The 24,137-nt window shown below is 58.9% G+C and carries 24 protein-coding genes and 1 riboswitch; of the genes, 11 read left to right on the plus strand and 13 right to left on the minus strand.

Annotated features, from left to right (window positions below; translation table 11 throughout):
* Positions 1 to 4: 4 nt before the first annotated feature.
* The gene (locus tag JC616_RS11430; RefSeq protein WP_227108360.1) at positions 5 to 1,201 is read right to left on the minus strand and encodes a cation:proton antiporter; all 1,197 of its coding nucleotides are present in this window, start codon (positions 1,199 to 1,201) and stop codon (positions 5 to 7) included.
* Between the two features lie 162 nt (positions 1,202 to 1,363).
* Here JC616_RS11430 and JC616_RS11435 point away from each other — a divergent pair, with 162 nt between their 5' ends.
* Complete coding sequence (locus tag JC616_RS11435) at positions 1,364 to 2,164, plus strand: M90 family metallopeptidase (protein ID WP_227108362.1); 801 nt, start codon at positions 1,364 to 1,366, stop codon at positions 2,162 to 2,164.
* Here the strand turns inward: JC616_RS11435 and hpaR are convergent, their stop codons facing one another.
* A complete protein-coding gene (hpaR, locus tag JC616_RS11440; RefSeq protein ID WP_227108364.1) occupies positions 2,165 to 2,614 on the minus strand; it encodes a homoprotocatechuate degradation operon regulator HpaR in 450 nt (149 codons plus the stop codon). It lies immediately after the preceding gene.
* A 327-nt stretch (positions 2,615 to 2,941) separates the two neighbouring features.
* Here hpaR and JC616_RS11445 point away from each other — a divergent pair, with 327 nt between their 5' ends.
* Positions 2,942 to 3,250 carry a hypothetical protein gene (locus tag JC616_RS11445; protein WP_227108366.1) on the plus strand — a complete coding sequence of 103 codons (309 nt, stop codon included), beginning with the start codon at positions 2,942 to 2,944 and terminating at the stop codon, positions 3,248 to 3,250.
* Positions 3,251 to 3,342: 92 nt separating this feature from the next.
* Entirely contained in the window at positions 3,343 to 4,020 is a 678-nt protein-coding gene (locus JC616_RS11450) for a DUF1906 domain-containing protein (protein ID WP_227108368.1), read from the plus strand.
* A gap of 45 nt (positions 4,021 to 4,065) precedes the next feature.
* Here JC616_RS11450 and JC616_RS11455 read toward each other — a convergent pair whose 3' ends face one another.
* A complete protein-coding gene (locus JC616_RS11455; protein WP_227108370.1) occupies positions 4,066 to 4,344 on the minus strand; it encodes a hypothetical protein in 279 nt (92 codons plus the stop codon).
* Positions 4,345 to 4,915: 571 nt separating this feature from the next.
* On the opposite strand from JC616_RS11455, the gene JC616_RS11460 reads away from it, so the two are divergent.
* On the plus strand, positions 4,916 to 5,734 hold the full coding sequence (locus tag JC616_RS11460; protein ID WP_227108372.1) for a DNA cytosine methyltransferase: 819 nt from the start codon (positions 4,916 to 4,918) through the stop codon (positions 5,732 to 5,734).
* Positions 5,735 to 5,930: 196 nt separating this feature from the next.
* Positions 5,931 to 6,551, plus strand: coding sequence for an ATP-dependent Clp protease proteolytic subunit (locus tag JC616_RS11465; protein ID WP_227108374.1), 621 nt, complete (start codon positions 5,931 to 5,933; stop codon positions 6,549 to 6,551).
* A 122-nt stretch (positions 6,552 to 6,673) separates the two neighbouring features.
* Here JC616_RS11465 and JC616_RS11470 read toward each other — a convergent pair whose 3' ends face one another.
* The 9 genes from JC616_RS11470 to JC616_RS11515 form a co-directional block, all read right to left on the minus strand.
* A complete protein-coding gene (locus JC616_RS11470) occupies positions 6,674 to 6,985 on the minus strand; it encodes a hypothetical protein (protein ID WP_227108625.1) in 312 nt (103 codons plus the stop codon).
* Positions 6,986 to 7,259: 274 nt separating this feature from the next.
* Complete coding sequence (locus JC616_RS11480) at positions 7,260 to 7,808, minus strand: DUF2726 domain-containing protein (RefSeq protein ID WP_227108376.1); 549 nt, start codon at positions 7,806 to 7,808, stop codon at positions 7,260 to 7,262.
* Between the two features lie 730 nt (positions 7,809 to 8,538).
* The gene (locus JC616_RS11485) at positions 8,539 to 9,612 is read right to left on the minus strand and encodes a rolling circle replication-associated protein (protein ID WP_227108378.1); all 1,074 of its coding nucleotides are present in this window, start codon (positions 9,610 to 9,612) and stop codon (positions 8,539 to 8,541) included.
* 399 nt (positions 9,613 to 10,011) lie between these two features.
* Positions 10,012 to 10,206, minus strand: coding sequence for a hypothetical protein (locus tag JC616_RS11490; protein WP_227108380.1), 195 nt, complete (start codon positions 10,204 to 10,206; stop codon positions 10,012 to 10,014).
* Between the two features lie 11 nt (positions 10,207 to 10,217).
* The gene (locus JC616_RS11495; protein WP_227108381.1) at positions 10,218 to 11,354 is read right to left on the minus strand and encodes a zonular occludens toxin domain-containing protein; all 1,137 of its coding nucleotides are present in this window, start codon (positions 11,352 to 11,354) and stop codon (positions 10,218 to 10,220) included.
* A complete protein-coding gene (locus JC616_RS11500; RefSeq protein ID WP_227108383.1) occupies positions 11,354 to 11,677 on the minus strand; it encodes a DUF2523 domain-containing protein in 324 nt (107 codons plus the stop codon). The genes JC616_RS11495 and JC616_RS11500 overlap by 1 nt, the downstream gene beginning before the upstream one ends.
* A gap of 2 nt (positions 11,678 to 11,679) precedes the next feature.
* Positions 11,680 to 13,068, minus strand: a complete 1,389-nt coding sequence (locus tag JC616_RS11505) for a virulence factor TspB C-terminal domain-related protein (protein ID WP_227108385.1) — start codon at positions 13,066 to 13,068, stop codon at positions 11,680 to 11,682.
* Between the two features lie 79 nt (positions 13,069 to 13,147).
* Complete coding sequence (locus JC616_RS11510; protein WP_227108387.1) at positions 13,148 to 13,378, minus strand: major capsid protein; 231 nt, start codon at positions 13,376 to 13,378, stop codon at positions 13,148 to 13,150.
* 309 nt (positions 13,379 to 13,687) lie between these two features.
* Positions 13,688 to 14,002, minus strand: a complete 315-nt coding sequence (locus JC616_RS11515) for a hypothetical protein (protein ID WP_081549412.1) — start codon at positions 14,000 to 14,002, stop codon at positions 13,688 to 13,690.
* 157 nt (positions 14,003 to 14,159) lie between these two features.
* Here JC616_RS11515 and JC616_RS11520 point away from each other — a divergent pair, with 157 nt between their 5' ends.
* On the plus strand, positions 14,160 to 14,564 hold the full coding sequence (locus tag JC616_RS11520; protein WP_227108389.1) for a hypothetical protein: 405 nt from the start codon (positions 14,160 to 14,162) through the stop codon (positions 14,562 to 14,564).
* Positions 14,565 to 14,605: 41 nt separating this feature from the next.
* Here JC616_RS11520 and JC616_RS11525 read toward each other — a convergent pair whose 3' ends face one another.
* Positions 14,606 to 16,075 (minus strand): cobyric acid synthase, encoded by a 1,470-nt coding sequence (locus JC616_RS11525; RefSeq protein ID WP_227108390.1) that lies wholly within the window; start codon positions 16,073 to 16,075, stop codon positions 14,606 to 14,608.
* 145 nt (positions 16,076 to 16,220) lie between these two features.
* Here JC616_RS11525 and cbiB point away from each other — a divergent pair, with 145 nt between their 5' ends.
* The 5 genes from cbiB (at position 16,221) to JC616_RS11550 (ending at position 24,038) form a co-directional block, all read left to right on the plus strand.
* Positions 16,221 to 17,147, plus strand: a complete 927-nt coding sequence (gene cbiB, locus JC616_RS11530) for an adenosylcobinamide-phosphate synthase CbiB (protein WP_227108392.1) — start codon at positions 16,221 to 16,223, stop codon at positions 17,145 to 17,147.
* Positions 17,140 to 18,126 (plus strand): threonine-phosphate decarboxylase CobD, encoded by a 987-nt coding sequence (cobD, locus tag JC616_RS11535; protein WP_227108394.1) that lies wholly within the window; start codon positions 17,140 to 17,142, stop codon positions 18,124 to 18,126. The genes cbiB and cobD overlap by 8 nt, the downstream gene beginning before the upstream one ends.
* Before the next feature lie 107 nt (positions 18,127 to 18,233).
* Positions 18,234 to 18,415: riboswitch (cobalamin riboswitch) on the plus strand.
* Positions 18,416 to 18,523: 108 nt separating this feature from the next.
* Positions 18,524 to 19,570, plus strand: coding sequence for a HoxN/HupN/NixA family nickel/cobalt transporter (locus JC616_RS11540; protein ID WP_227108397.1), 1,047 nt, complete (start codon positions 18,524 to 18,526; stop codon positions 19,568 to 19,570).
* Complete coding sequence (locus tag JC616_RS11545) at positions 19,567 to 19,896, plus strand: (2Fe-2S) ferredoxin domain-containing protein (protein WP_107800024.1); 330 nt, start codon at positions 19,567 to 19,569, stop codon at positions 19,894 to 19,896. The genes JC616_RS11540 and JC616_RS11545 overlap by 4 nt, the downstream gene beginning before the upstream one ends.
* Entirely contained in the window at positions 19,893 to 24,038 is a 4,146-nt protein-coding gene (locus tag JC616_RS11550; protein ID WP_227108399.1) for a cobaltochelatase subunit CobN, read from the plus strand. Before JC616_RS11545 ends, JC616_RS11550 begins: the two co-directional genes overlap by 4 nt.
* The last annotated feature ends 99 nt before the right edge of the window (positions 24,039 to 24,137 follow it).

Consider the following 24,137-nt stretch of genomic DNA (forward strand, 5'->3'; position numbering starts at 1 on the left):
CGTCTCACTCCTGCGGCCGGGTTTCGCCGGCCAGCTTCAAGGCCAGGCGGGTCAGCACCGGCGCGCACAATTCATTGATCACCAAGATGGCCATCATCACTCCGCTGAAGTTTCCCGCGGCGGCGCCCAGGGAAATCGCGCCCAAGCTCATCAACAGCGAAGTGCCGCCGGACCAGGAGTTCAGCGCCAGGCCCAGGCAGGCGCCGTGGCGCTTGGGCAGGCCATTGGCGCCGGCCGCCAGCCACCAGATCAACACGGCGAAGCCGGTGCGCAGCAGCAGGCAGGCCAGGGCCACCGGCCAGAATTGCGCCAGCGACTGCGGCGCCAGTTGCGCGCCGGCGGCCACGAAGAACGCCACGGTAAAGATATGGGCGGACGACATGATGCCGCGTTCGGTCACGGTATGGCCGTGCTTGAGGTTGCGCGTGGCCAGGCCGGCCGTGAGCAAGGCCAGGGACGGCAAGACCTGCAGCATGTCCGCCACGCCGACCACCAGCGCGATCAAACCGAACAGCATGACTTTCTGCGATTCCCGCTGCCGGCCGCCCAGCCAGCGATTAAGCTGGATCGCCGCGAGACCGGCCAACAGGCCCAGCGCACAGGAGGCCAAGGTCAGCCAGCCCGGCAGCAGAATGCCGCTTTCCACGCCGTTGTTGCCGGACAGATGACCATAGGACAAGGCCAGCGCGAAGCAGGGCAGGGCCAGCAGATTGGACAATGCCGTGGCCACCAGCAGGCGTTCGCTGACCTGGCCGTCCGCGTTAGACTCCCGCACAATCTCCAGCGTGACCACCGGCGAAGTGGCCACGCCCAGCGCGGCCAGCATCAGGCTGGCCGCCAGACCCAGGCCGAACAGCTGCAAGGCGGCGAACAGGCCAAGCAAGGTCAGCAGGCAATAGAACAAGGTGGTCAGCAACAAGGTGCGTTCCACCCGCAGCCAGCGCAAATCCACACGGCGCCCGGCCTCAAACAGCGCAATGCCCAAGGCCAGGTGCACGAAGATGGACGCTTGCTGCAATAGTTGCTCGTCCAATAGCCGCAGGCTGTGCGGACCAATCAGCAAGCCGGTCAGCACATAACCGACGATGGCGGGCAGACGCGCCACCCGCACGGCGATCTGGCCGCCAATCACGCCCAGCGACAACAGCACGCCGAATGCCGCCAAAGGATTGAGCGCCAGCGTTTGCCAAGGCAGGCTCATGATAATTCCCCCGTTTATTTTTGATTTTGACTGACGCGCCAGCCTGAGCCGGCGCAGCGAAAGCGGAATGTTGACGTCTTGCGACGGATCGGATGGGACGCGCATTGAAATGCGCGAAATCGCCCTCAGAGTATGAGAGACGATAAAACGGGACGAGAGTTCATGGTGATTGAGTGGATTCGCCGCGCGCTATCCGGCAAAACCGCTCCGGAAACGATGGCCGCGCTGCGAGAGCAGGCCGCGCGCATGCCGCTGCTGGCCGGGCTGAACGAGGCGGAGCTATCGCGCCTGATCGAACTGGCGGCCTGGGTTTTGCGCAGCAAAAGCTTCTCCGGCCAAGACGGGGTGCGCTTAAGCGCCCGCTCATGCGCCAGCGTGGCCCTGCAAATGGCGCTGCCCGCCATGAATCTGGGCAAAGCCGCCCTGAGCGGCTGGAACGACGTGGTGCTGTACCCGTCGCCGTTTGTCGCGCGCGACATCTGGATGGATGGCATAGGCCTGCAGCATGAAAGCGAGAGCGTGCTGATAGGCCAGGCCCGTCAGGACGGCCCGGTGGTGTTGTCGCTGCCGGACGCGCGCGCTTCCGAGCAGCTGGACGGCTGGAACGTGGTAATTCACGAAGTGGCGCACAAGCTGGACATGCTCAACGGCCCGGCCAACGGTTCGCCGCCCTTGCACAAGGGCATGCAACAGGCGCAATGGAGCCGCGTCTGGTCCCGGGGCTATCGCCTGTTGTGCCGCATGCTGGACCGCGGCATCGACCCCGGCTGGCTGGACCCGTACGCGGCGGAGAACCCGGCCGAGTTCTTCGCCGTGTTGAGCGAAGCTTTTTTCGAGCTGCCGCACCAACTCAAGTTGGACAGCCCGGAGCTGTACGAGCAGCTTGTCTTGTTCTACCGCCAAGATCCGGCGGCGAGGTTGCCCGAGCCCGAGGCGGAACCCGCCCAGGGCCCGGCGTTCTGATCAACCGGCGCGCGGCGCCGGCAGCTTCTCCAGGTCATCCAGCAAGCCCAGCAACTGGCTCAGCTTTTCCTGGCCCAAATGGCTTTCTATCTGGCGATAACAGTCTTCCGCCAGCGGGGAGATCTGTTGAATCAGGTCACGGCCGTCCCGCGACATTGAAATGATCAGACGTCGGCTGTCCACATGGTCGCGCTGACGATGGATCAGCCCCGCTTTTTCCATGCGGACCAGGATGCCGGTCAGGCTTGGCGGCAGGATACAAGCCCGGTCCGCGATAACGCCGGCCTCCTGATCTCCAAAGTCCTCCAGCACTCGCAGAATGCGCCACTGTTGCTCTGTCACCCCGTAACGGTTGAGGATCGGGCGGAAGTATGCCATCACCGATTCCCTGGCCCGCAGCAGGTGCTGGGGCAGCCGTTGATTATGTAGTTTTATGTTTTTGTTGGTCATTTAGATCGTTGCTTCCGGCTGCGCGCAGCCAGTGTTGCTGGTTATCGCCCGAGAGGGCGAACTCGACAAATAAAATGCCATGCAAATACCTGTCACATATTTACTTTATTCCAAATTTTAATCCAAAAACAAAAAAAATAGCATCTCAATACCATATATTCATTGAATTAATTATGCATACCGGGCGAAGTAACGGGCAAAAGCGCCAAGTGGCCTAGCCTCCAAGAGCATAATTTGCGTTACGGTGACGATAATTTTGAATTTACGTCACAGTGACGCATAATTAACTTGGACCAACAGGCACAAACGGGCAGAGGAGGGCGGGCAATGAAGGAAGAACAGCGACAAGGCGAAGCCGCCGCAGCCAGGAAGCGCGGCCGTCCTAGTACCGGCCTTGCAATGTCCGGGGCGGAACGGCAACGAAAGTACCGGGCAAATACCGTCACTGTAACGTTAAATGATAAGGAATGGGCCCACCTGACCAATATGTTGGAGCAGGCGCTGAAAGCTGACCCATCGCGTTACGGCGAGTCCGATTTCGCGCTGGCCAGAAAAATCTACAGCGCCGCCATCAAGGGCAACCCGCCGCCGGATTGTTTTCACAAGCCCGCGACCAAGCGTCAAAACGAAACATAGTCATTCCAGGACGCAACCATCCCAATGGCCACTGCGCAAGACGCCGCCTGGCTTATGCTGATGAGTGTTGTTTTTTGCGTGAGACCAAGAAGATGAACGCCTCTTACAGTCCAAGCGGAGTCTGCGTTGAAGCCGCTCCGGCCGGCGCGCATGGCTTTGACGCCGATACGCCGCTGTCCCTGGAGCTTGCCCGGCAGTTCGCCGCCTCCGGCTACCAGTTTTGCGTTCGTTATCTCACGCTAGGGTCCGATGAGTACGTCTCAGACCTGTCCGCAAGCGAAGCGCAGGATGTTCTTGAAGCGGGCCTGGCCTTGATGGCCGTGCAACATGTGAGAGAGCCCGGCTGGTCGCCGAATGCGGCCATGGGCAAAAGCGACGGCCAGAACACGGCCGCGCATGCGAAAACGGTCGGATTATTGCCCGGCGTGAACATCTGGTGCGATCTGGAAGGCGTGGCGGACGGGACGGCGGCGCAGGATGTGGCCGACTATTGTTCGCAATGGTTTGAAGCGGTGTCCGCCGCGGGCTACGCGCCAGGCTTGTATGTGGGGTCCGACGCGGGATTGAGCGGAGCGCAGTTGTATGAATTGCCTTTCCAGCATTACTGGCAATCTTGCAGCAGCGTGCCGGAGATCCCGCAACGGGGCTACCAAATGGTGCAGACCCTGGTGCCTCAGCCGGTGAACGGGATCGGCATCGACGCCGATCAGACGCAAAACGACCAGTTGGGCGGCACGGTGAGATGGCAGGTTCTGGCGGAGAGGGCTTGACGATGAAGGCGGTGAAGAACTTGGAGAGCTTTTCCCTAGCTTCCTTTATTTGACGCAATATACAAATGGCGTGTTGCAACAACGCTTTAATAATGCATTTGACATCAAATGTGGCGCACTAGCATTGTCAGCACTTAGACTCCCCATCCGCATCGCCTCCGCCGCCAGCCCGCCCAGGGCGCGGGCGCCCATCTTTTTTCGCAGGTCTTCCCCAACGTCCTTACGTGCTTGATTTTTCTCGCGTGCCATCTGTGCCGCGGCGATGACGATCATGCCGTCAATACCCAAAATTTTGGCGACCATGATGCAGGCGAAGTCGTCCATCGTCCGCACACCGGTCATGCATTGGCTAGACGACAAAGTCCAAGCCCTTCGTTTTTGTCTGTCGTACCGGCTTTGTCTTCGCTTCTCGGCCAGCCTGTCCGCTTTCATCGATTACACCTCGATCTCGCCGCTGCACCCGGGTCGACTTAACCCCGAGACCGGGGAAGTCGAGCCGACTTTGCCGCTCATGGATTCGGGTGTGGTCGGGAAGTCGGGCAGGGACATGGAAACCGGCGACCTGATTGACAACCCAGAGTGGGTCAGTCTTCAAAGCTGCTCCTGCGCGGCTCTTCCGACAGCTTGGTTATCGTCAAGTTTATGCCTATTGCGACTCGCCACGGCCGCCACAAACCAAATCAGTAGCCGTTGCATCTCCAAACATGGGCGCTGCGGTATCTGCTGCCGGGGATGGAGTAAAGCAAGATCTCCATGATGGTGGCTCTTTGACGGGTTAAAAGGTAAATAGCTGGACTTTCAGTAAGCTGTGACTTCTTGATCGTGACTCACTCTGGACAAGTCACACCAGGAGAGTCACACTGAACCATCACGTTTTTACTGTTTTGGGGTACTTGTGACTGACCAGGTAGCTTTGCCAGCAGCTCCGTCACAGCTCGTCTTGAGCCTTTTTCCTGGCGTTGATCTTCTGGGCCGAGGATTTGAAGCTGAGGGCTTCTCGGTTGTTCGTGGACCTGACCTCATTTATGGCAATGACATCCGGCAATTTAGGGTTGTTGCTGGTCGTTTTGATGGTGTCATCGGTGGTCCGCCGTGCCCTGATTTCAGCAAAGCCCGCCGCTCTGAGCCGTCCGGCTACGGCCTTGAAATGCTTGCCGAGTTCCGTCGCGTTGTGCTTGAGGCCCGCCCGACCTGGTGGCTCATGGAAAATGTTGCCGGTGTACCGGACATGGTGTTGCCGGGCTACAGTCACCAGCGCATTGATATCAACGCATCGGAATGCGGTTTGCAGCAGAATCGGTTGCGGCATTTTCAGTTCGGCCACTGTGACGGCCTTGTACTTACCGTGAAGCGTCTTCCTGTTCGTACTGACGTTGAGCCGTGTTGTACTGCAAGCGAAGGCTCACAACTGGGTAAGCGTGATTGGCTTCGCTTCTGTCAGTTGCAAGGCTTGCGCGATGGCATAGATTTACCGGCGTTTACTCTTGGCGCGCGTTACCGTGCTGTCGGGAATGGTGTGCCGGTTGATATGGCCAGGATGATGGCCTCCGGCATTTTGTCACTGCGTGGTTCTGATGATGTTCGTGTGTGTCAGTGCGGTTGTGGCCGTGAAGTTGAGGGTAGGGCACGTTTAGCAAAGCCAGCTTGTCGTAAGCGCCAGCAGCGTAAACGTGACTCTGTCGGCGTCATTCGTTCGAGCTCAGTCACGTTGTGACCAACTGCGGTTGGCTGTTACCAAGATCGTCACTGTGACTTGCTGGCCGCGACACCTTCCCGGGCAGTCACGTGACCCTCTTGGTGTGACAGATTCTGGATGAGTCACACCAGATCTGTCACGTGACCGAGCTGCGGTGACGGTGAAGTGAAGGACTACATTACTACCAACGGCCTAAAAAGACAGGAGATGAAGCATGCTAAAAAAAATTGGAATTTTAGCTTTTTCACTTATTGGTACAGCAGCCTCCGCGGATAACACCGTCAGACACGCCAAAATATTCTATAGCGGCGACATGAAAACTTCGTCCGTCAGCGAACTGACAAAAGCAATCGACGACGCCAACGCCAACGATCATGTTGACCGGATAAATATTTATATAAACAGCTATGGCGGCGACATGGACTCCGGTTTGATGGCAGCCGCAGCTATTCGAAGCTCAAAAAAAACTGTCACAACTGTTGCCATGACCACAGTGGGCTCATCGGCAACGTTAATGTTATGTGCGGCGAAAGATAGGAGAGCTTTGCGCGAAGCCAGTATCTACTTACACCCGTCTTTTATCGAATATAAAGGCGAACTAAGGCCCGATACCCTCAAACAACTAGTCAAGGAAAATGAACGATTCAATAACGTGTTCAAAACCGCCTATAAAAAATGTACGTCGTTGGACAGCCAAAAAATTAATGATATTCTTTATAGCGAATCAAACAAGGTGACATTTACCCCGCAAGAGGCTATAAAGGTAGGCCTCATCTCAGCAATTGATGAAAAAATAATAGACACGCCAGAGACCTACTACATCACAGCAGACTAGAGCATTCCCCTTCCAGTCACGTGAACGTCTTGGAACGAAAACTCCACACGTAAAAAAGCCCAGGTCTGTCCCTGGGCTTTTTCCTCTTTACTTCGTCCTGGCTTCAGATCCTGCAACCATTCTCATACATCTCTTTTTGTACATCTCTTTTTGTACATCTCTTTTTGTACATCTCTTTTTGTACATCTCTTTTTGTACATCTCTTTTTGTACATCTCTGAGCTTTTGCATTGTGTCCGGCTCTTTGTTCATTCCTGGCTCAAGCATTCGATCGTAGTAGTTTCTTAGCTGCTTAAGCGTCTCACAGCTCCGCTTGGCCTGGATAACTGGCGCGTTTTGCCGCCGTTGCATGACAGCGATGCTTGGATCACGTGTATTGAAGTTGATGCCCTTGAAGCGTGTTCCAGGCGGACAAAATTGTGCTGTCGTGTACATGATTTGAGAGTCTCCCACGTAGCACTCCAGTACGCCGGCTTGCAAGTTCGGTCGTTGCACAGGCCTGGGCGCCGGCGGGGACGTCCTTAGGGGCTCGTCACCATTTTTCATTTGGCGCTTGAATGTTGCTCCTGCAGGGCAAGTGGCCTCGTTTGTCAGCACGCTTCTACCATTTTTGTCTGTGCACTCGATTACCCCGGCCTGTGACACAGTGCAAGCTAATGCTATGGCGGCACCTAACCGTTTCATCACAGCACCTCTCCACATAAAGTATTCAAGCACGCTCAAGCGTCCTTTCTTCCTTGGGGTGCATTTTTCTAAGCACGTTAGCGTACTCGTCCAGTGTTCTTTGAGGGGGTGTTCTTGGGATCCGTAGCGGCATGAGTCCTATCTGCCTGATGATCGAATCTCTTTGCCTGTCTTTATCCTCTTTCCCAATGTGCGACCTGTCATCAAGCTCGATGATCGCGATCATTGTGAGGTCTGTCTTGCAGATCACGAAGTCAGCTACCTTCTGGCTCATTGTTCTGCGCAGCCCTTCGTTGTCGAATTTGCTTCCCCCTTCAGTGTCGATAATCTGGCTAAAGGCTACTTGAGGAAAAACGAGGAAGTCAGGGGAAAGGCTTTTTGTCAGGCGGTTAAAGCACTCTTGCTCACGCTGTGTGAGCAGAGTTTTCCCTTTGATTTTGAACCTCGCTGAGCCGAACTTCCTTGGGATTGTTACATCGTTGAATGAGCGCTTGGGTGCTTTGCTTTTCTTCGCGCCACTCATCGCTATAGCTGCGATAGCCATCAAGATGAAGATGATGACGATTGTTGTCATGCTTTTTCTCATCACGTTACGTTAACGATGATGCTATACGAATAAACTCTGTCTGCAAATTCGTCTTATTCGTCACCGTAACGAAAATTTAGGGAAGCCACGCCCCCGGCTCTTTTGCAGACAGTAAAAACCGTGTAGAGCGATCGCCCATGGCCAGCCCCGCGCTCGCGCGCCCCTAGGGGCCCCGCCTGGGCGTTCTTATCCAGGAAGGGGTAGGGGGACTAGCTCGGCCTTGGCCGAGCGTAGTAGGGCGTTGCAACCTGTTGGCGTCGCGCCGCCTTCGGGCCGCATAGCGGCCTAACGGTGGCAGTTCTCGCGGTAGAAGTCCCGTTCAATCATGAGCCGTTCGATCAGCTCCGCTTGTTGTACGGCAAGGCGCTTGGCCCAACGATAGTCCCGCATTAGGGCGACTTCTTCGTAGTTGATGCGCTCGCCAGTCGCTGGACAAATGAGCGCTTGGCCATCGTCCAGAATGAACCGAACTGCTTACCTAGCACTGTCGACGCTTTGTGAGCCAGTCTCAGCGGCAATTTCCGTTACGTCACGAAAACAAACAGCCCTGATCAAGTCATCAGGGCTGCACGGGAACTCACACCACGGTAGATTGCGTTTCATTTTGCTGCGGACAGTTGTTGCTCGAACCCACAACGATGGAAAGTCAGGGAATTGAACCGTTGGAGCAGCCTGTATACCCTGCGTCGTATGTTTCCAAAATTTGACATAATATACATTATGCGAACTGCGACGCAGAAAAAAAAGAGGCCCACTCTCGATCAAGCTGCGACTCATGAAAGCGCAGATCATCGCGGCCCATCGCTTCAATCGCTTTGCAGTACAAGCGGCCAAGCTTTTGCCAATATTCCGGCGTGTCCGGGTCATCTCCAAACATAGGGCTACGGAGTGACCCGCACACTTGTTTATGACCAAGTTGAACAACCTTACCGCCAGCCTCGATACACTCACGAACGAAGTCACGCAAACCGATGTCTTCACGCCAAGTATCGTGAGCGACTGAAACGAAGGTCTTTACATCCATTGGCGTTACCGTAACGCCTCTACGCTTGCCATCGAACTGGACGATAAACGGCGAAGCCATCCAAACACCCGTAAGCATACTGATCCAGCCACCGCCGACCGCACGGCGTACCATGTAGTCTTTACTATCCCAAACAGCACGAACCCAGCCAGGCGCCAATATGTAAGCCCGCTCTTCGCGCTGATCATCCGTAAAGCCCCCGGCGCCGTAGAGCCTTGCACCCGGAGGCAACATGCTATCGTCCCCGCCCTTGCTCGCGTACTTAGACAAGTAACCAACAGCAGTGCGCGCCCATTCAATCCGCGTTGAGCCATGCGGCCACCAGCCTTGCTTATCGGGCTTAGGCAGCGTCAGGCCGCGAGGCAGGAAGAACACTACGTGATAATGCGGCTTGCCGGCCTTTGTCAGCTCCAGAACCCACACATACCGCAACTGGTGGCAGCCGCGACGCTTGAGCCACTTGCGCACGCGATCAAGCAGATCGGAAACGTGACGAGGGCTGTAATCGGCGTCTGGACGGTATGTGAGAGTCAGCATTGCCGCTTTGGGCTTCCTGAAGCCATTCGCAGAGACGTGTTGGGCATGAATGCGGGCCGATGTGATCACCGTCCTTTTCATGCGTTTGAGGCGGCTAGCATGAGCGTCAAAAAAGCGCTGCTCATGCGTCGCACTTGTTGAATATAAGACAAGCCCATGCGGACGCTTCGCGTCCTTACGACTAAGAGGCTTGGAAATCGGACCTTCCGGGTATATAGTTTCGGTGTGCATGGCAGCCTGTATCTGTCGTGTTCGCAACACCCCCCAGTCTCTGTTGGCGCAGAACTGGGGGTTTTTCATTTTGAATGACAAAAAGATTATGGACCCACTATGGGTCCGATGCAAGCAGGCATAGACGCCCTACTACGGCCGCTCGCTGGCGGCCTAGTCCCCCTACCCCCATCTGTGGCACAAAACGCCACAGCGGGGCCCCTAGGGGCGCGCGAGCGCGGGGCTACGGTAGCGAGCGAGTGAGGGAGCTATGGAATGTCTGCAAGAAGGGGGTCGGGTCGATCTTGGCTAATGATTTTCGTTCAAATTTACAGATGATTTATTAGTCTTTTAATGCCTTCATACATGGCATAAAAAATAATAGCCAAGCAAATAATAAGCAAAAGGATAAATGCAACTTTACTCATTTGTATTGTCCAGTTGGCTTGGTTCAATTTCAGGGGCTTGGTAAAGATCGTTCTTTTCACTTACCTGTATCTTGTAAAACTCCATGGCTGCATTATAAGCGGCAATATATTGAAGCACTTGCATGCTATTGGCTTTAAGTCCGGAAGCTTTTAAATGAGCTACAGCAACGCCTAGAGTGAGTGACATTTTATGAATCCTTATTTAAATGAACGTGGGAAATTGTCTTTCGTGCCGAAATCTTTTACAGCGGGCTGAGGCTGGGTAGAGGCTAATTCAACAGGTTTATTCGTGACCTGAGTCGAAGCCATCTCTCTGCGCTCATGCTGCTCATTAGGCGAAAGATACGGATCAAACCAACCTTTATCGACGTAGTAACGACAGCGGTACTCTTCCATCTCTATAGGACTTCCTTGCTGATTAAAGCAAGAGCATTTCAGCTTAGAGGCAATGCAAGCTGTGACTTTCGGGAAAGTCCTGGGTTGCGTTAATTCGTCGTATGCTGGGGCTGAATCTGGCATACCAGGAACGCGCGGCTGACGATCATTCAAGAAAGTAGCAGCAGTCTTAATCACCCTCCCCTGTTGATTATTCGTAGCAACCGTAGGACTAAGCGTAGGACTTGCAGCGGATGCAGCCGGAGCGGATGTTTCATGCTTGGCCATAGCATCGGCCTGCTCTTTGGGTTTTGCATATAGATTTCGATAAATAAAGTAAGAGGCAGTAACAACAGCAAGAATAGAGAAAACAATCATAAATAACATTTGCTTCAAACGAAGTGGCATTTGAAACTTATGGGTATGCATTTCACTAGACTTATACCAAGAATAAACCTCTTTCGGAAAAACAAAAGTCTTGCGATCCAAGCAAGTTTTTTGAGCAGTCTTAGCGTTGGGATTTTCCTGGCAACCCTCCTGCCATGTCAAAACCGTTGAGCGTTCAGCGCCAAACTGTCTAACAAGGTGTATGTGAGTGCCAATTAAGCGGCGAATAAATGAGTCTACAAGCGTTGGGTGCTGAGTGATAAATACAATGTCCACGCCTTTATGCCGATGCTTTGCAAGGAGCTCAACAGACCGAGGCGTTTCTTTGCCCGACCTACGAACAGGAAAAGGCTCTTGGCATTCATCAATGACAAGGTAAGAACCAGGAAGCAATTCCGGCCAACGGTGCGGATCATCAATTTCAATCCACTGGGTAATCTCTTTACCCTTTTGAGTAAGCGGAATGTTGTAGTAATAAACCTGCCTGTTTTCCTTTTCAGCCTTAGATTTAAGCCAATTCAAAAGGAAAAGCGTTTTGCCAGAACCAGGAACAGCAGTTACCAAGTAAAGCATTATTTGCCCCCACCAAAGCCGCTGAATTTCGTGACAGCGAAATTGCCAGCTTTATCAACACCGTCAAGCGTCATGCGAATTGCGAAAGCACTGAGAACAACAGAAATGCCAACGCCTACGCCAGACATTCCAAGAATATTAAGGGCATCAGCACCCATGCCAGAAACGATCGAAGAAAGAGCAACTTTCACTTTGCCAAGAATAAAAGTTGCCCCCATGAAGCTCACAGAACCAATCCCTAGGGCGGTAACAACCCTAGCAATCACAGAGTTAAGAAGAGCCGTTATAACGCCCCATATAATAGGAATTAACCAGGCCGGCATAATTAGCCCCTCTTAAAGATAATGAAAAGCGCTGTGAGCATAGAAACCGCTATAACACCTGGGCGCATCATGAGAATGAAACGGCAAAGCGGATCATATTCAACATTCCAATTCCAAACAGAAAACCCGACATTGACTGATAAGACATGAGGAGCCGGGCAAGAACCACCGCCGAAGAAATCAGACGTATCTAACATGCCGGAAATGTCGCCGCCGTTTTCAGTAGTTGGGCCTTGATTGCCCTCAGGGCCGGACAACCCATCACCTAGGCCGCAAACCCATTTCAAACCGGCGGGAAACTGTTCATCGCAAGGCTTATCAGACGGCTTATCAGGCGCAGGGCTAGAGCTATCGCCTTTACCTGGAGTTGTGCCCCCAGGACTGCTGGAATCGCCCTTCCCAGGCTTATCACCACCGGGCTTGGGCCCGCCAGAATGACCAGAAGAACCGCCAGAACCAGGAGTAGAAGAAGGAGCGGGTTTATCAGGCGTACCTTGACATGTCGTCATACCACCCTGAGTAACTTTGTAAGTGCCGTCAGGGCAAGGATTTTTAGCACCATTATCAGCAGGATCAACGCACCCTATGGGCTTTCCAGTGCCAACATCAACAATACTGACCGAGCCTTTAGGGCATGAACCAGGGGAAGTCGTTTCTGGAGCCTGTTTACCGGGTTCCTGTCGGCTATTCAGGCAAGTCGGCACGTCATTGACTTCGCCATATACCTGACCCTCTGGACAAACCCTATTTTTGGGGGGCGTTTTAATGTATGAGCCATCAGCCAAGGTGCCATCGGGTTTGCAATAAGCGCCGGTATAAACATGAGCCAAATATGCTGCAGTAGGCGTCACAACCTGGCGCGTTGTCATGCCGCACCCAGCACCACATTGCTGCATTTGACTATTGCCGCCACTCGTATCACAACCCGGGCCCATGGTCGGGTTAATCATGCCCTTTTGCTGATATTTACCCGCCAGCGCATTACAAGTAATGGCCATCAGGTCAGGCGGGGGGCATTCTTTTGGTAAGTCAGGCTTTGGCGGGTCAGGGCGATAACATTGAGCGCCGTTTAACTCGGGTGTATATCCCAGAGGGCAATCGCCACGATATGTATCTGTAATTGGAGAGATAACACGACCGTTATCGCATACAGCAAAGTCGGGAAAACTTTGTCTAACTCCGGAGCCGAAATAAGAACAAGCAGAAGAAGGGCTTTTCTGCTGACAAGCAGGAGCATTTGCAACAGCATCGTCAGAATTACAAACGCCACCAGCAACCCACCAATATGAATGGCTACGGGTAGGAGCCGGAATTGTTTCCGCATTAGCGGCGGGTGAATAGAATCCAAAAAGCACCCAGGAAAGCAATAAGAACGAAATAGCCCGCCACATTGATTCACCCCAAAAAAACGGGGGCCGAAGCCCCCCAGGAAGCCCAAACAGGGCACGAATTAGCGTTATGTAACGCTAATTAGGTGCGAGCCAACGCGGACTTAACATAGCCCCAGAGGACCAAAACGCCATTCAGCCCCATCTTGGCACCACCAACAGCAGCAATAATTGCGACACCGCCAGCGATGAGGGCCACGGTCGTGGAAACATCGATCGAACCACCATCAGCAGCGAAAGCCGGCACCGAGGCGGAAGCGAGCAGAAAAGGCAGAGCGAAACGGCGGAATGTGTTGAAGCGTTTCAGTTTCATGAGTTATCTCCAGAAGGTGAATAAACAAAATTGTTAACAGTCGCCCACAACCAAGCAGCAGCCCACAGACCTATAATCGCGGTAGAAATAGCTACACCATCCGAGATCGACAAAGGAACGAAGACTGACTGCATAGAAGCCACCTCTTGAGGCGATAACAAGAGATAGCCCTGACACGCGGAAGGCGAATCCGACGTGAAAATCAATGTGTTGTTCTGGCCCTCGATGACACAGCGGCTCATAGCTCACCCCCCTGGCCCGTGGGGACAAGCCCCTTCCGGGCCGAGGCGGTGTGACTATGAGCCATCGTTAATCCTCGATAGCCGAGAAGACATTGATGACGGCGCGCTTCTTAACGATCTCGCCAGTCACCTTGTCTTTGCTGTCAAACGGCTTGCCGTAGTAGCCGGTACACTGAACCTTGATGTGAACATCTTGTCCGATGTCGCCCAGGCGCTTGCGAGAGCGAACCTCTACGACCCCCGGCATGCTGTATTCATCCGGGGCAGGCTGTATCACTTCTGTGTGAACGAAATCATCGGACTTGCGGACAGCTTTGATACGGCCAATGACCACGGCCATATTTGCCGAAAGAGACGGTTTGGAAGTCGGTTGTTCAGCCATTTGAGAACCTCTAGCACGTTGGAATATCGGTGCAGCTGGCGGGCTGCAACGCTGATAAAATGATCTGTCAAGAACAACTGCGGACCCACAATGGGTCTGCACAGAACGAAGGCTGGACCCATACTGGGTCCGAGTCAAGAAATTTTAGGATAACGACATGAAGACATTCAAAGATTACGTTGAAGAAATAAAGGAAAAACAAGGACTTACGTCGAATCATCAAGTTGCAAAATTGCTACTAATTGATACGCATAAGATGGGGGACATAATGAAAGGGATAAGACAGCCGCCACCCGTTGCAGGATACGTGATAGCGGACGTACTAGGATTGGACGCAAGAGAAGTAAAGGCTTGTTTGGACTATGAAAACACGAAAGACCCGGTAGCAAAAGAATACATCAAGAGCATTTTTTTGCGACATTCGCGCAACGTTGCCGCTTTGTTCCTAGCGATTACGATGCTCGCAGGCGCGCACGATTCAAGAGCATCTACAACCGCTAAAACCAGTATGCATAATGGGCATAACGTCCCATTATGCGAATATCAGGATAAACCAAGGTAGCGCCAGAACCCACCTGAAACCCACCCCTGGGCTTCAGTGGTTCAATCGCCTTTAGGCAAGCCGCTGATGATAGGCCCAAGGTCCAAAAACTGTTCCAGCATGTCCGCCAGCTTGTCGATATTGGTCTCGCGCAGCGCCGGGTAATCCAGCGCCACGGGGTCTTGCAATCCGGCCCAGCGCAGGATGGCCTGGCAGGCGGCCGGCTCGTCGAAGACGCCGTGCAGATAAGTGGCCAGGATCTGATCATCTTCCGAGCGCGCGCCGTCCGCGCCGCCGTCCTTGAAATGCAGCGCCGGCCGCTGCAGCGCCGGGCCGGAGCTGACGCCCATGTGGATTTCGTAGCCGGCGGCCTCGGCGTGGTCCAAGGTCAGCCGGCCGCACACACGCGTCAGTCGCTTTTCCGGCGCCAGCGTGGTTTCCATATCCAGCCAGCCCAGTCCGTCGCCGCTGCCCGGTTCGCCTTCCAGCCCGTCTGGATCGTGGAGCTTGCGGCCCAGCATTTGCAGGCCGCCGCAAATGCCCAGCACCTTGCCGCCGTAGCGCAGATGGCGGCGTATCGCTTCTTCCCAGCCCTGCGCCCGCAGCCAGGCCAGGTCCGCCAACACGCTCTTACTGCCGGGTAGCACGATCAGATCGGCCGGCGGGATGGGCGCGCCGGCGCGCACCAGAGTGAATTCCACCTGCGGATGCAGACGCAAGGGGTCGAAGTCGGTGTGATTGCTAAGCCGCGGCGCGGCCGGGGCGATGACGCGCAGCTTGTCGCCGGCGCCGCTCGCGCCGCCCGGCTTGTCCAGGCCCATGCTGTCCTCGGCCTCCAGGTGCAAATCGTGCAAATACGGCAGCACGCCCAGCACGGGCTTGCCGGTATGCCGTTCCAGCCAATCGATGCCGCTCTTGAGCAGGCTGGGGTCGCCGCGGAAGCGGTTGATCACCAGGCCGATCACCCTGGCGCGCTCGGATTCCGACAGCAGCGCCAAGGTGCCGGCCAGGTGGGCGAATACGCCGCCGCGCTCGATGTCGGCCACCAGGATCACCGGGCAGTCCACCGCCTCGGCGAAGCCCATATTGGCGATGTCGCGGTCGCGCAGATTGATCTCGGCCGGGCTGCCGGCGCCCTCGGCGATGATGCACTGGTATTGAGCCGCCAGCCTGGCGTGGGACGCCAGCACCGCCTTCATCGCCACCGGTTTGTAGTCGTGATAGCCGCGAGCCTCCATATTTCCTATCGCCCGCCCGTGGATGATGACCTGAGAACCGGTATGGCTGTTGGGCTTCAACAGTACCGGGTTCATATCGGTATGCGGCTCCAGCCCGCAGGCCTGCGCTTGCACCGCCTGCGAGCGGCCGATCTCGCCGCCGTCCACCGTCACCGCGCTGTTCAATGCCATGTTCTGCGGCTTGAACGGCGCCACCCTCACGCCACGGCGCGCCAACAGCCGGCACAAGCCGGTGGCCAGCGCGCTCTTGCCGGCATCGGACGTGGCGCCCTGAATCATGATGGTCTTGGCCATGGCATTCCCCCTGCACATAGATGGCGAACAAGGCTTAGAATGGCGGCTTGATTCATTCCGGCCATCCCGAACCCTAAAAATTTGCGCATTGGATGCCTCCAAGCGGCGGTCGGCCATTATATAAGGTTGTGTGTTGAATTCCGCATTGTTTCTACCGCTAGCGCTGTTGCTGGACCGCCTGCTGGGCGAGCCGCGGCGGTGGCATCCATTGGTCGGCTTCGGTAGGCTGACCCGGGCCGTTGAGCGCCTTGGCTACCCCTCCTCGCCCGATGCCGAGCCCCGCTGGCGCATGCGTCTGCGCGGCGCCCTCTCCGTTTCACTCTTGATCCTGCCTCTGACGCTGGCGGCCTGGCTGCTGGCCCGGCTGCCGCTGCTGTCAGCCATTGTCCCGCTTGTTCTGCTCTACCTGGCGGTGGGCGCCAGGAGCTTGGCTCAGCATGCGGAGGTGGTCAGACAGGCGCTGGCCGACGGCGATCTCGCCTTGGCCCGTGAACGGGTGGGCTGGATTGTCAGCCGCGACACGAGCGAGCTGGATGAGGCCGGAATCGCCCGCGCCACCATTGAGTCGGTGCTGGAAAATGGCTGCGACGCGGTCTTTGCCGCGCTGTTCTGGTTTCTGCTGCTGGGCGCGCCCGGGGCGGTGCTGTACCGGCTGTCCAACACGCTGGATGCGATGTGGGGCTATAAGAACGCGCGCTATTTGCATTTTGGCTGGGCCGCCGCCCGCCTTGACGATGTGTTGAACTATGTCCCGGCGCGGCTGACCGCCCTCACCTATCTGTTGCTGGGCCACGCGGCAAGCGGCTGGCGCTGCTGGAGAACGCAGGCGCCCACTTGGTACAGTCCCAACGCCGGCCCCGTGATGGCGGCCGGCGCCGGCGCGCTGGGCGTCTCCCTTGGCGGCGGCGCGCGCTACCATGGCCAGTGGAAGGAGCGCCCGCCCTTGGGCTGCGGCCCCGCGCCCACCCATCAGGACATCGGCCGCGCGGTGCGCTTGGTCAGCCGCGGCGCATGGTTATGGGCTGGTCTTTCCCTATTGTGGGCTGTTTTGATTGGAGTCATGCATGCTTGAACACGGAGGCGGCCTGCTGCGCGCGGCCGCTGAATACGGTATTCCGCCTGGGGATTGGCTGGACCTGTCCACCGGCGTCAACCCCAATGGCTGGCCAGTGCCGCCGCTGTCCGCCGACGGCTGGCTGCGGCTGCCGCAGGACCACGACGGGCTGGAAGCGGCGGCGGCGGAATATTACGGTTGCGAGCAACTGCTGCCGGTGGCCGGTTCTCAACCCGCCATCCAGGTGCTGCCGCGGCTGCGAGCGCCCTGCCGCGTCGGCATGTTGACCTTGTGCTACGCCGAACACCCCTACCAGTGGCAAAGGCGCGGACACAGCGTGGAACGGTTCACGCCGGACGGGCTGGCCGCGAATATTGATCAGCTGGACGTGGTTCAAATCTGCAACCCCAACAACCCCACCGGAGACCGTTTTGAACCGGCTTTGCTGGAAGACTGGCGGCAAAGGCTGGCGGAACGCGGCGGCTGGCTGCTGGTCGACGAAGCGTTTCTGGATGCGTCGCCGCGGGACAGCATGCTCCCCCATATCGGCAAGCCGGGCCTGATCGTGCTGCGCTCGGTCGGCAAATTCTTCGGCCTGGCCGGCGCCCGCGCCGGTTTCGTGTTCGCCCAGGCGGCGCTGCTTCAAGCGCTGGCCGAGGAACTGGGGCCTTGGGCCATGGCGGGTCCGGCGCGCGAAGCGGTGACGCTGGCGCTTGGCGACACCGCGTGGCAGCAATCCATGAGGAGCCAGCTGCTGCGCGATAGCGCGCGGCTGCGAGACTGTCTGGAGCGGCACAGGCTCGCCCCGGCCGGCGGCTGCGAACTGTTCCAGTGGGTTCCCGGCGAGGCCAGCCTGCCCTTGCATCGCCATCTGGCGGGGCGCGGCATCTTGAGCCGTTATTTCGAGTCCCTGCCCAGCTTGCGCTTTGGCCTGCCTAGCGGCGAACAGGACTGGGCGCGGCTGGAACAGGCCTTGGCGGATTGGCGGCGATTGTAATTAAAATCAAAACGCCAGCTGTTCACAGCCTGGTTTTTGTCACGTATCATCCGACCCCATCATGACGGTGCCCCAAAAACCTGTGTGCGAGCTCGCCAGCCAAGACGCGCGGCAGCTCGTAAACAGGTCCTCAGAGGGTGAAACGGGAACGCGGTGCAAGACCGCGGCTGCCCCCGCAACTGTAAGCGCAGAGTCCACGCCTAACGCCACTGGTCCCTAAACGGGCCGGGAAGGCGGCGCCGGACGGCGACGCGCGAGCCAGGAGACCGGCCGTCATACGTGTCGACGCAAGCAGAAACCGGGCGGGGTGTACCGGGGGATACGCACATGCGCCGCTCATGAACACTCGGCGACCTGTGCCCTCGTTTGCGCGACGGAAATCGTCTCCGAGGGCACCATGCATTCATCCACCGCGCCGTCCGCCGGCCGCCGTCTGGCGCAGCACGCGCCGATACTCGCCGGGCTGATCCTGGCCAATCTATTGGCCTGGGCCTGGGCTTTCGCCGCCTTCGCCGATCATCCGGCCCAACTCGCCACCGCCCTGCTCGCCTATCTGTTCGGCCTGCGCCACGCGGTGGACGCCGATCACATCGCCGCCATCGACAACACCGTGCGCAAGCTGATGCAGGAAGGCCGCCGACCGTCGGCGGTGGGCCTGTTCTTCTCCGCCGGCCATTCCGCGGTGGTGGTCATCGCCGTCGCCCTGATCGTGTTCGCCGCCAGCGCGCTGCAAAGCCGCGTCGCCGGCTTCAAGGAGATAGGCGGCGTCATCGGCACCAGCGTGTCGGCCTTCTTTCTGCTGACGCTGGCGCTGATCAATCTGTCCTCCTTGCGCGCGGTATGGGGCGCTTTCCGCCGCGCCCGCGCCGGCGAGGCCATTTGCGACGAGCAGCTGAATCTGCTGCTGAACAACCGCGGCCTGATCGCGCGCCTGCTCAAGCCCTTGTTTCGCATGGTGACCAAGAGCTGGCATATGTTGCCCATCGGCTTTTTGTTCGGCCTGGGTTTCGACACCGCCACTGAAATCGGCCTGTTCGCCATCGCCACCTCGCAAAGCGCCAACGGCGTGGCGCTGTGGCACATCATGGTGTTCCCGGCGCTGTTCGCCGCCGGCATGGCGCTGGTGGACACGCTGGACAGCATGATGATGGTGGAAGTCTACGGCTGGGCCTTCGTCAATCCGGTGCGCAAGCTCTGGTACAACCTGACCATCACCTTCGTTTCCGTTCTCGTCGCCGTCGGCATTGGCGGGCTGGAGGGCCTGGGCCTGCTGGCGGACAAGCTGCAGCTCACCGGCGGCTTCTGGGACCTGATCTCAGCGCTCAACGACGATCTGGCTCATTTCGGCTACTTCGTCATCGGCGTGTTCCTGCTGACGTGGCTTGTCTCCGCCGCCATTTATAAATGGAAGCGTTTTGACCAACTGACGCCGGAGGCGCGATGAGAACCCACGACAAACACGTGCTGATGTGCACCGGCCCGCGCTGCACGCCGGACGGCCAGGGTTCGGAAGCGATGTTCCTGCACCTGGGCCGCAGCATAGACGCTTGCGAAGGCCTGCGCGCCAAGCGCACCCGCAGCCACTGCTTCGCCGTGTGCAAGGAAGGCCCGGTGATGGTGGTGTATCCGGACGGGGTCTGGTACCGCAAGGTGAATGAAAGCGATATCGAACGCATCGTCTGCCAGCATCTGAAGGGCGGCGTTCCGGTCGAGGAATTGGTGTTCCATAAAACCGGCGTCGGCGACATCGAAACGGAGGCGCAGGCATGAGCGCCGCACTCGCCCTGTTGAGCCACGCCGGCACCGATCTCGCCGCGCTGTCGCGCGCGCGCTGGCCGGAAGATTTTCCCCTTGTCGCCGGCATCTCGCTGCAAGGCATTGCCGACGAGGCCGCGATGCAAACGCTGCTGGACGGCCAACTGGCCCAGGTCCGCGCCATCGTGCTGCGCGTGCTGGGCCGCGCCGACGCGATACCCGGCCTGGAGCGATTGCTGGCCCACGCGCGCCGGCTGCAGGCCGCGGTCATCGTGCTCAGCGGCACCGGCGAGCCGGACCCGGAGCTGCAAGCGCTATGCAGCGCGCCGGTATCGCTGCAGCAGGACGTCCACGCCTATCTGCAGGCCGGCGGCAGCGCCAATCTGGGCGAGCTGATGCGCTGCCTGGCGGACAGGCTGCTGCTGACCGGCTTCGGCTACCAGCCGCCGCTGCCGCTGCCCGAGCACGGCGTTTACCACCCGGAGCTGAGCGCGCCCTGCTCGCTCGCCGACTGGCTGGAAATCCGCAACCCGGACTGGCCCACCGTGGGCCTGTGCTTCTACCGCGCCCACTGGCTGTCCGGCAACACCCGCTTCATTGATCTATTGGTCGATTGCCTGGCCGAGCGCGGCGTCAACGCGCTGCCGGTGTTCACCTCGTCCTTGCGCACGATTCAAGACGGCGGCCTGCCGGCGGCGCTGGCGCTGCTGGCCGATCCGCGCGCCAAGGTGTCCTTGCTGATCAACACCACCTCGTTCGCGATGGGCGACATCAACAACGACGGCCCCACCCAGCCCGGCTGGGCGGTGGAGGCTTCGGACCGGTTGAACCTGCCGGTGCTGCAGGCCATCACCAGCAGCATGACGCGCGAGCAATGGGAAGCCTCGGACCGCGGCTTCAACCCGCTGGACACCGCGATGAACGTGGCGCTGCCGGAATTCGACGGCCGCATCATCGGCGTGCCGCTGAGCTTCAAGCAGCCGGCCATGATGGACCAGCCCGGCCAGGCCGAACAATACGCGCCGCTGCCGGACCGCGCCCGCCGCCTGGCCGGCATCGCCGCCCGCCTGACGCGGCTGCGCCATGTGGAAAACGCCGACAAACGCATCGCCTTCATCTTCACCAACTCCAATAGCAAAGCCTCGCAGATAGGCAATGCGGTGGGGCTGGATTCGCCCGCGTCTCTATACGCTATGCTGCGCGGCATGCAGGGCCGCGGCTACCAGATGGACCCGCTGCCGCCGGACAGCGACGCGCTGATGCACGAGCTGATAGACCGCGGCGCCTACGATCAGGACTACCTGAGCGCCGAGCAGATGAAAAACGCCGCCGCCCGCGTGCCGGCCCAGCGCTACCAGGCCTGGTTCGACGAGCTGCCGGACAGCCTGCGCGACAAGATGCTGCAGCGCTGGGGCCAGCCGCCGGGCGGCGCCTACGTCGACGGCGACGAACTGGTGTTTTCCGGCCTGGATTACGGTCATGTCTTCGTCGCGCTGCAGCCGCCGCGCGGCTACGGCATGGACCCGGACGCCATCTACCACACGCCGGACCTGCCGCCCACCCACCACTACTACGCGCTGTACCGCTGGCTGCGCGACGACTGGCGCGCCGACGCCATCGTCCACGTCGGCAAGCACGGCACGCTGGAATGGCTGCCGGGCAAGGGGGTGGGCCTGTCGCAGAACTGCTTCCCGGATGCGCTCTTGGGCGACATGCCGCTGTTTTACCCCTTCATCGTCAACGATCCGGGTGAAGGCTCGCAGGCCAAACGCCGCGGCCACGCGGTGATCATCGACCACCTGACGCCGACGATGACCACCGCCGACAGCTACGGCCCGCTGGCGCAGCTGACCCAGTTGGTGGACGAGTACTACCAGGTGGAGCTGCTGGACCCGAACAAGCTGCCGCTGTTGCAGCAACAAATCTGGGACCTGATCAAGGAGGCCAAGCTCGACACCGACCTGGCGGCGATGCTGAAACATGATCACGAGCATGAGCACGAACATGAGCACGAGCACGAGCCTCGCCACGATCATGATCACCCGCACCCGCATGGCGGACATCATCACGCGCCCGCCGCCGTCCACGGCAAATACCGGCCGCAGGCGGCCAAACCGGCTGCCGCGATGAAACCGGCGACGGCCGCGGCGGCGAAGTATCGCCCAGCCAAGGCCGCGCACGGCCACGATCATGGCCACCACCATCACCATCATGGCGACCACGACCATCACCGCGGCCACCATGATCACCATCACCATGACCATCACGGCCACAGCCACGACCACCACGATCATGACCACGACTGGGACGACACGCTGAACGAAGACGGCGTGCCCTTGAGCCTGGCCAAGATGGACGGCGTCGACGTCGCCCACCTGATCGAAGACATCGACGGCTATCTGTGCGAACTGGGCGCGGCGCAGATCCGCGACGGCCTGCACGTGCTGGGCAACGCACCGCAGGGCGAGGCCTTGGTCGACATGCTGCTGGCACTGACCCGCTTGCCCAATCTGGGCATCCCCGGCCTGCCCGCCAGCGTGGCGGCGGCCTGCGGCGGCGACTGGACGCTGTGGCAGCAGGATCAGGGCAAACGGCTGAGCGACACCCCCGCGGCCTTGCAGGCGCTGGCCGGCCTGCCCCTGGTCACCCGCGCCGACGCACACGACGCGGCGCTGAAGCTGGCGCGCGGCTTGATCGCCGAGCTGGCCGCGCGCGGCTACGACAGCGCCGCCGTGCCGGTCGCCGTCGCCGCCATGCTGCCCGGCATCGAACCGAACGCCGATCTGGAACGCGTGCTGACCTTCGTCTGCGCTGAGCTGTGCCTGAAGCTGGCCCGCACCGCCGAAGAGATAGACAATCTCTTGCGCGGCCTGGAGGGCGGCTATGTGCCGGCCGGCCCCAGCGGCGCGCCCACGCGCGGCATGGCCCACATTCTGCCCACCGGCCGCAATTTCTACTCGGTGGACCCGCGCAGCCTGCCCTCCAACGCCGCCTGGCGCATAGGCGACGGCCTGGCGCGCGAGATGCTGGCCCGCCATCTGAAGGAAACCGGCCAGTATCCGGAATCGGTGGCCATCAGCGTGTGGGGCACCAGCGCGATGCGCACCCATGGCGACGACATCGCCGAAATCCTGTCCCTGCTCGGCGTCAAGCCGCGCTGGCAGCAGGAAAGCCGCCGGGTGCAGGGCCTGGAAGTCATTCCCCTGGCCGAACTGGGCCGGCCGCGCATCGACGTCACCGTGCGCATCAGCGGCTTCTTCCGCGACGCCTTCCCGCATCTGATTGCGCTGATCGACGAGGCGGTGCACACCGTGGCGCGGCTGGACGAGCCGCTGGAGCAGAACTTCCTGCGCAAGCACTACCTGGCCGACCTGAAGAACGAACTGCTGGGCGCCCTGCCCGACGCCGACGCGCAAGCGCTGTACCGCGTGTTCGGCGCCAAACCGGGCAGCTACGGCGCCGGCATCCTGCCGCTGATCAACGAGCAGAACTGGCAGAACGACGCCGACTTCGCCACCGCCTACGTCAACTGGGGCGGCTACGCCTACGGCCGCGAGGCCAACGGCGCCGACGCCCGCGACGCGCTGCGCCACCGGCTGGCCGGTGTGGAAGTGGCGCTGCACAACCAGGACAACCGCGAACACGATATCTTCGACAGCGACGACTACCTGCAATACCACGGCGGCATGATCGCGACGATACGCAGCCTCAGCGGCCGCCAGCCGCGCGCCTTCTTCGGCGACAGCCACAATCCGGCAGCGCCGGCGGTGCGCGGGCTGAAGGAGGAAGTGCTGCGCGTGTTCCGTTCGCGGGTGGCCAACCCCAAGTGGATAGCCGGCATCCAGAAGCACGGCTACAAGGGCGCGCTGGAGCTGACCGCCACCGTCGATTATCTGTTCGGCTACGACGCCACCGCCCAGGTGGTGGACGACTGGGTGTATGAGCAACTGGCGCAAAGCTACGCGCTGGACCCGGCGATGCAGCAGTTCTTCGCCGACAGCAACCCCTGGGCGCTGAACGCCATCACCGACCGTCTGCTGGAAGCCGCGCAGCGCCAGTTGTGGGCGGAGCCGGACCCGGAGACGCTGGCCGCCCTGCGCCAGCTGCACCTGGATAGCGAGGCGCTGCTGGAAGCGCGCGGAGAGAGCAAAGCATGAAACCCCAAAACTCAATGAGCCAGGGCAACACTTGGAAGGCAGGGAAATGAAAACCGGAAAAATCCCATCGTTTCCCGGAGCATGGGCGCAGAAGCATCC

This window comes from Chromobacterium rhizoryzae (genome assembly GCF_020544465.1).
Taxonomy (GTDB): Bacteria; Pseudomonadota; Gammaproteobacteria; order Burkholderiales; family Chromobacteriaceae; genus Chromobacterium.

Excerpts from the sequence above, each read along its gene's own strand:
- JC616_RS11525 (WP_227108390.1), bottom strand. The coding sequence starts at position 16,075 with ATGGCCAAGACCATCATGATTCAGGGCGCCACGTCCGATGCCGGCAAG.
- JC616_RS11470 (WP_227108625.1), bottom strand. The coding sequence starts at position 6,985 with ATGTACACGACAGCACAATTTTGTCCGCCTGGAACACGCTTCAAGGGC.
- JC616_RS11455 (WP_227108370.1), bottom strand. The coding sequence starts at position 4,344 with ATGGACGACTTCGCCTGCATCATGGTCGCCAAAATTTTGGGTATTGAC.
- JC616_RS11515 (WP_081549412.1), bottom strand. The coding sequence starts at position 14,002 with ATGGCTGAACAACCGACTTCCAAACCGTCTCTTTCGGCAAATATGGCC.
- JC616_RS11430 (WP_227108360.1), bottom strand. The coding sequence starts at position 1,201 with ATGAGCCTGCCTTGGCAAACGCTGGCGCTCAATCCTTTGGCGGCATTC.
- JC616_RS11545 (WP_107800024.1), top strand. The coding sequence starts at position 19,567 with ATGAGAACCCACGACAAACACGTGCTGATGTGCACCGGCCCGCGCTGC.
- JC616_RS11550 (WP_227108399.1), top strand. The coding sequence starts at position 19,893 with ATGAGCGCCGCACTCGCCCTGTTGAGCCACGCCGGCACCGATCTCGCC.
- JC616_RS11505 (WP_227108385.1), bottom strand. The coding sequence starts at position 13,068 with ATGTGGCGGGCTATTTCGTTCTTATTGCTTTCCTGGGTGCTTTTTGGA.
- JC616_RS11485 (WP_227108378.1), bottom strand. The coding sequence starts at position 9,612 with ATGCACACCGAAACTATATACCCGGAAGGTCCGATTTCCAAGCCTCTT.
- hpaR (WP_227108364.1), bottom strand. The coding sequence starts at position 2,614 with ATGACCAACAAAAACATAAAACTACATAATCAACGGCTGCCCCAGCAC.
- JC616_RS11520 (WP_227108389.1), top strand. The coding sequence starts at position 14,160 with ATGAAGACATTCAAAGATTACGTTGAAGAAATAAAGGAAAAACAAGGA.
- JC616_RS11480 (WP_227108376.1), bottom strand. The coding sequence starts at position 7,808 with ATGACAACAATCGTCATCATCTTCATCTTGATGGCTATCGCAGCTATA.
- JC616_RS11540 (WP_227108397.1), top strand. The coding sequence starts at position 18,524 with ATGCATTCATCCACCGCGCCGTCCGCCGGCCGCCGTCTGGCGCAGCAC.
- JC616_RS11495 (WP_227108381.1), bottom strand. The coding sequence starts at position 11,354 with ATGCTTTACTTGGTAACTGCTGTTCCTGGTTCTGGCAAAACGCTTTTC.
- JC616_RS11450 (WP_227108368.1), top strand. The coding sequence starts at position 3,343 with ATGAACGCCTCTTACAGTCCAAGCGGAGTCTGCGTTGAAGCCGCTCCG.
- JC616_RS11445 (WP_227108366.1), top strand. The coding sequence starts at position 2,942 with ATGAAGGAAGAACAGCGACAAGGCGAAGCCGCCGCAGCCAGGAAGCGC.
- cobD (WP_227108394.1), top strand. The coding sequence starts at position 17,140 with ATGCTTGAACACGGAGGCGGCCTGCTGCGCGCGGCCGCTGAATACGGT.
- JC616_RS11465 (WP_227108374.1), top strand. The coding sequence starts at position 5,931 with ATGCTAAAAAAAATTGGAATTTTAGCTTTTTCACTTATTGGTACAGCA.
- JC616_RS11490 (WP_227108380.1), bottom strand. The coding sequence starts at position 10,206 with ATGTCACTCACTCTAGGCGTTGCTGTAGCTCATTTAAAAGCTTCCGGA.
- JC616_RS11435 (WP_227108362.1), top strand. The coding sequence starts at position 1,364 with ATGGTGATTGAGTGGATTCGCCGCGCGCTATCCGGCAAAACCGCTCCG.
- JC616_RS11500 (WP_227108383.1), bottom strand. The coding sequence starts at position 11,677 with ATGCCGGCCTGGTTAATTCCTATTATATGGGGCGTTATAACGGCTCTT.
- JC616_RS11510 (WP_227108387.1), bottom strand. The coding sequence starts at position 13,378 with ATGAAACTGAAACGCTTCAACACATTCCGCCGTTTCGCTCTGCCTTTT.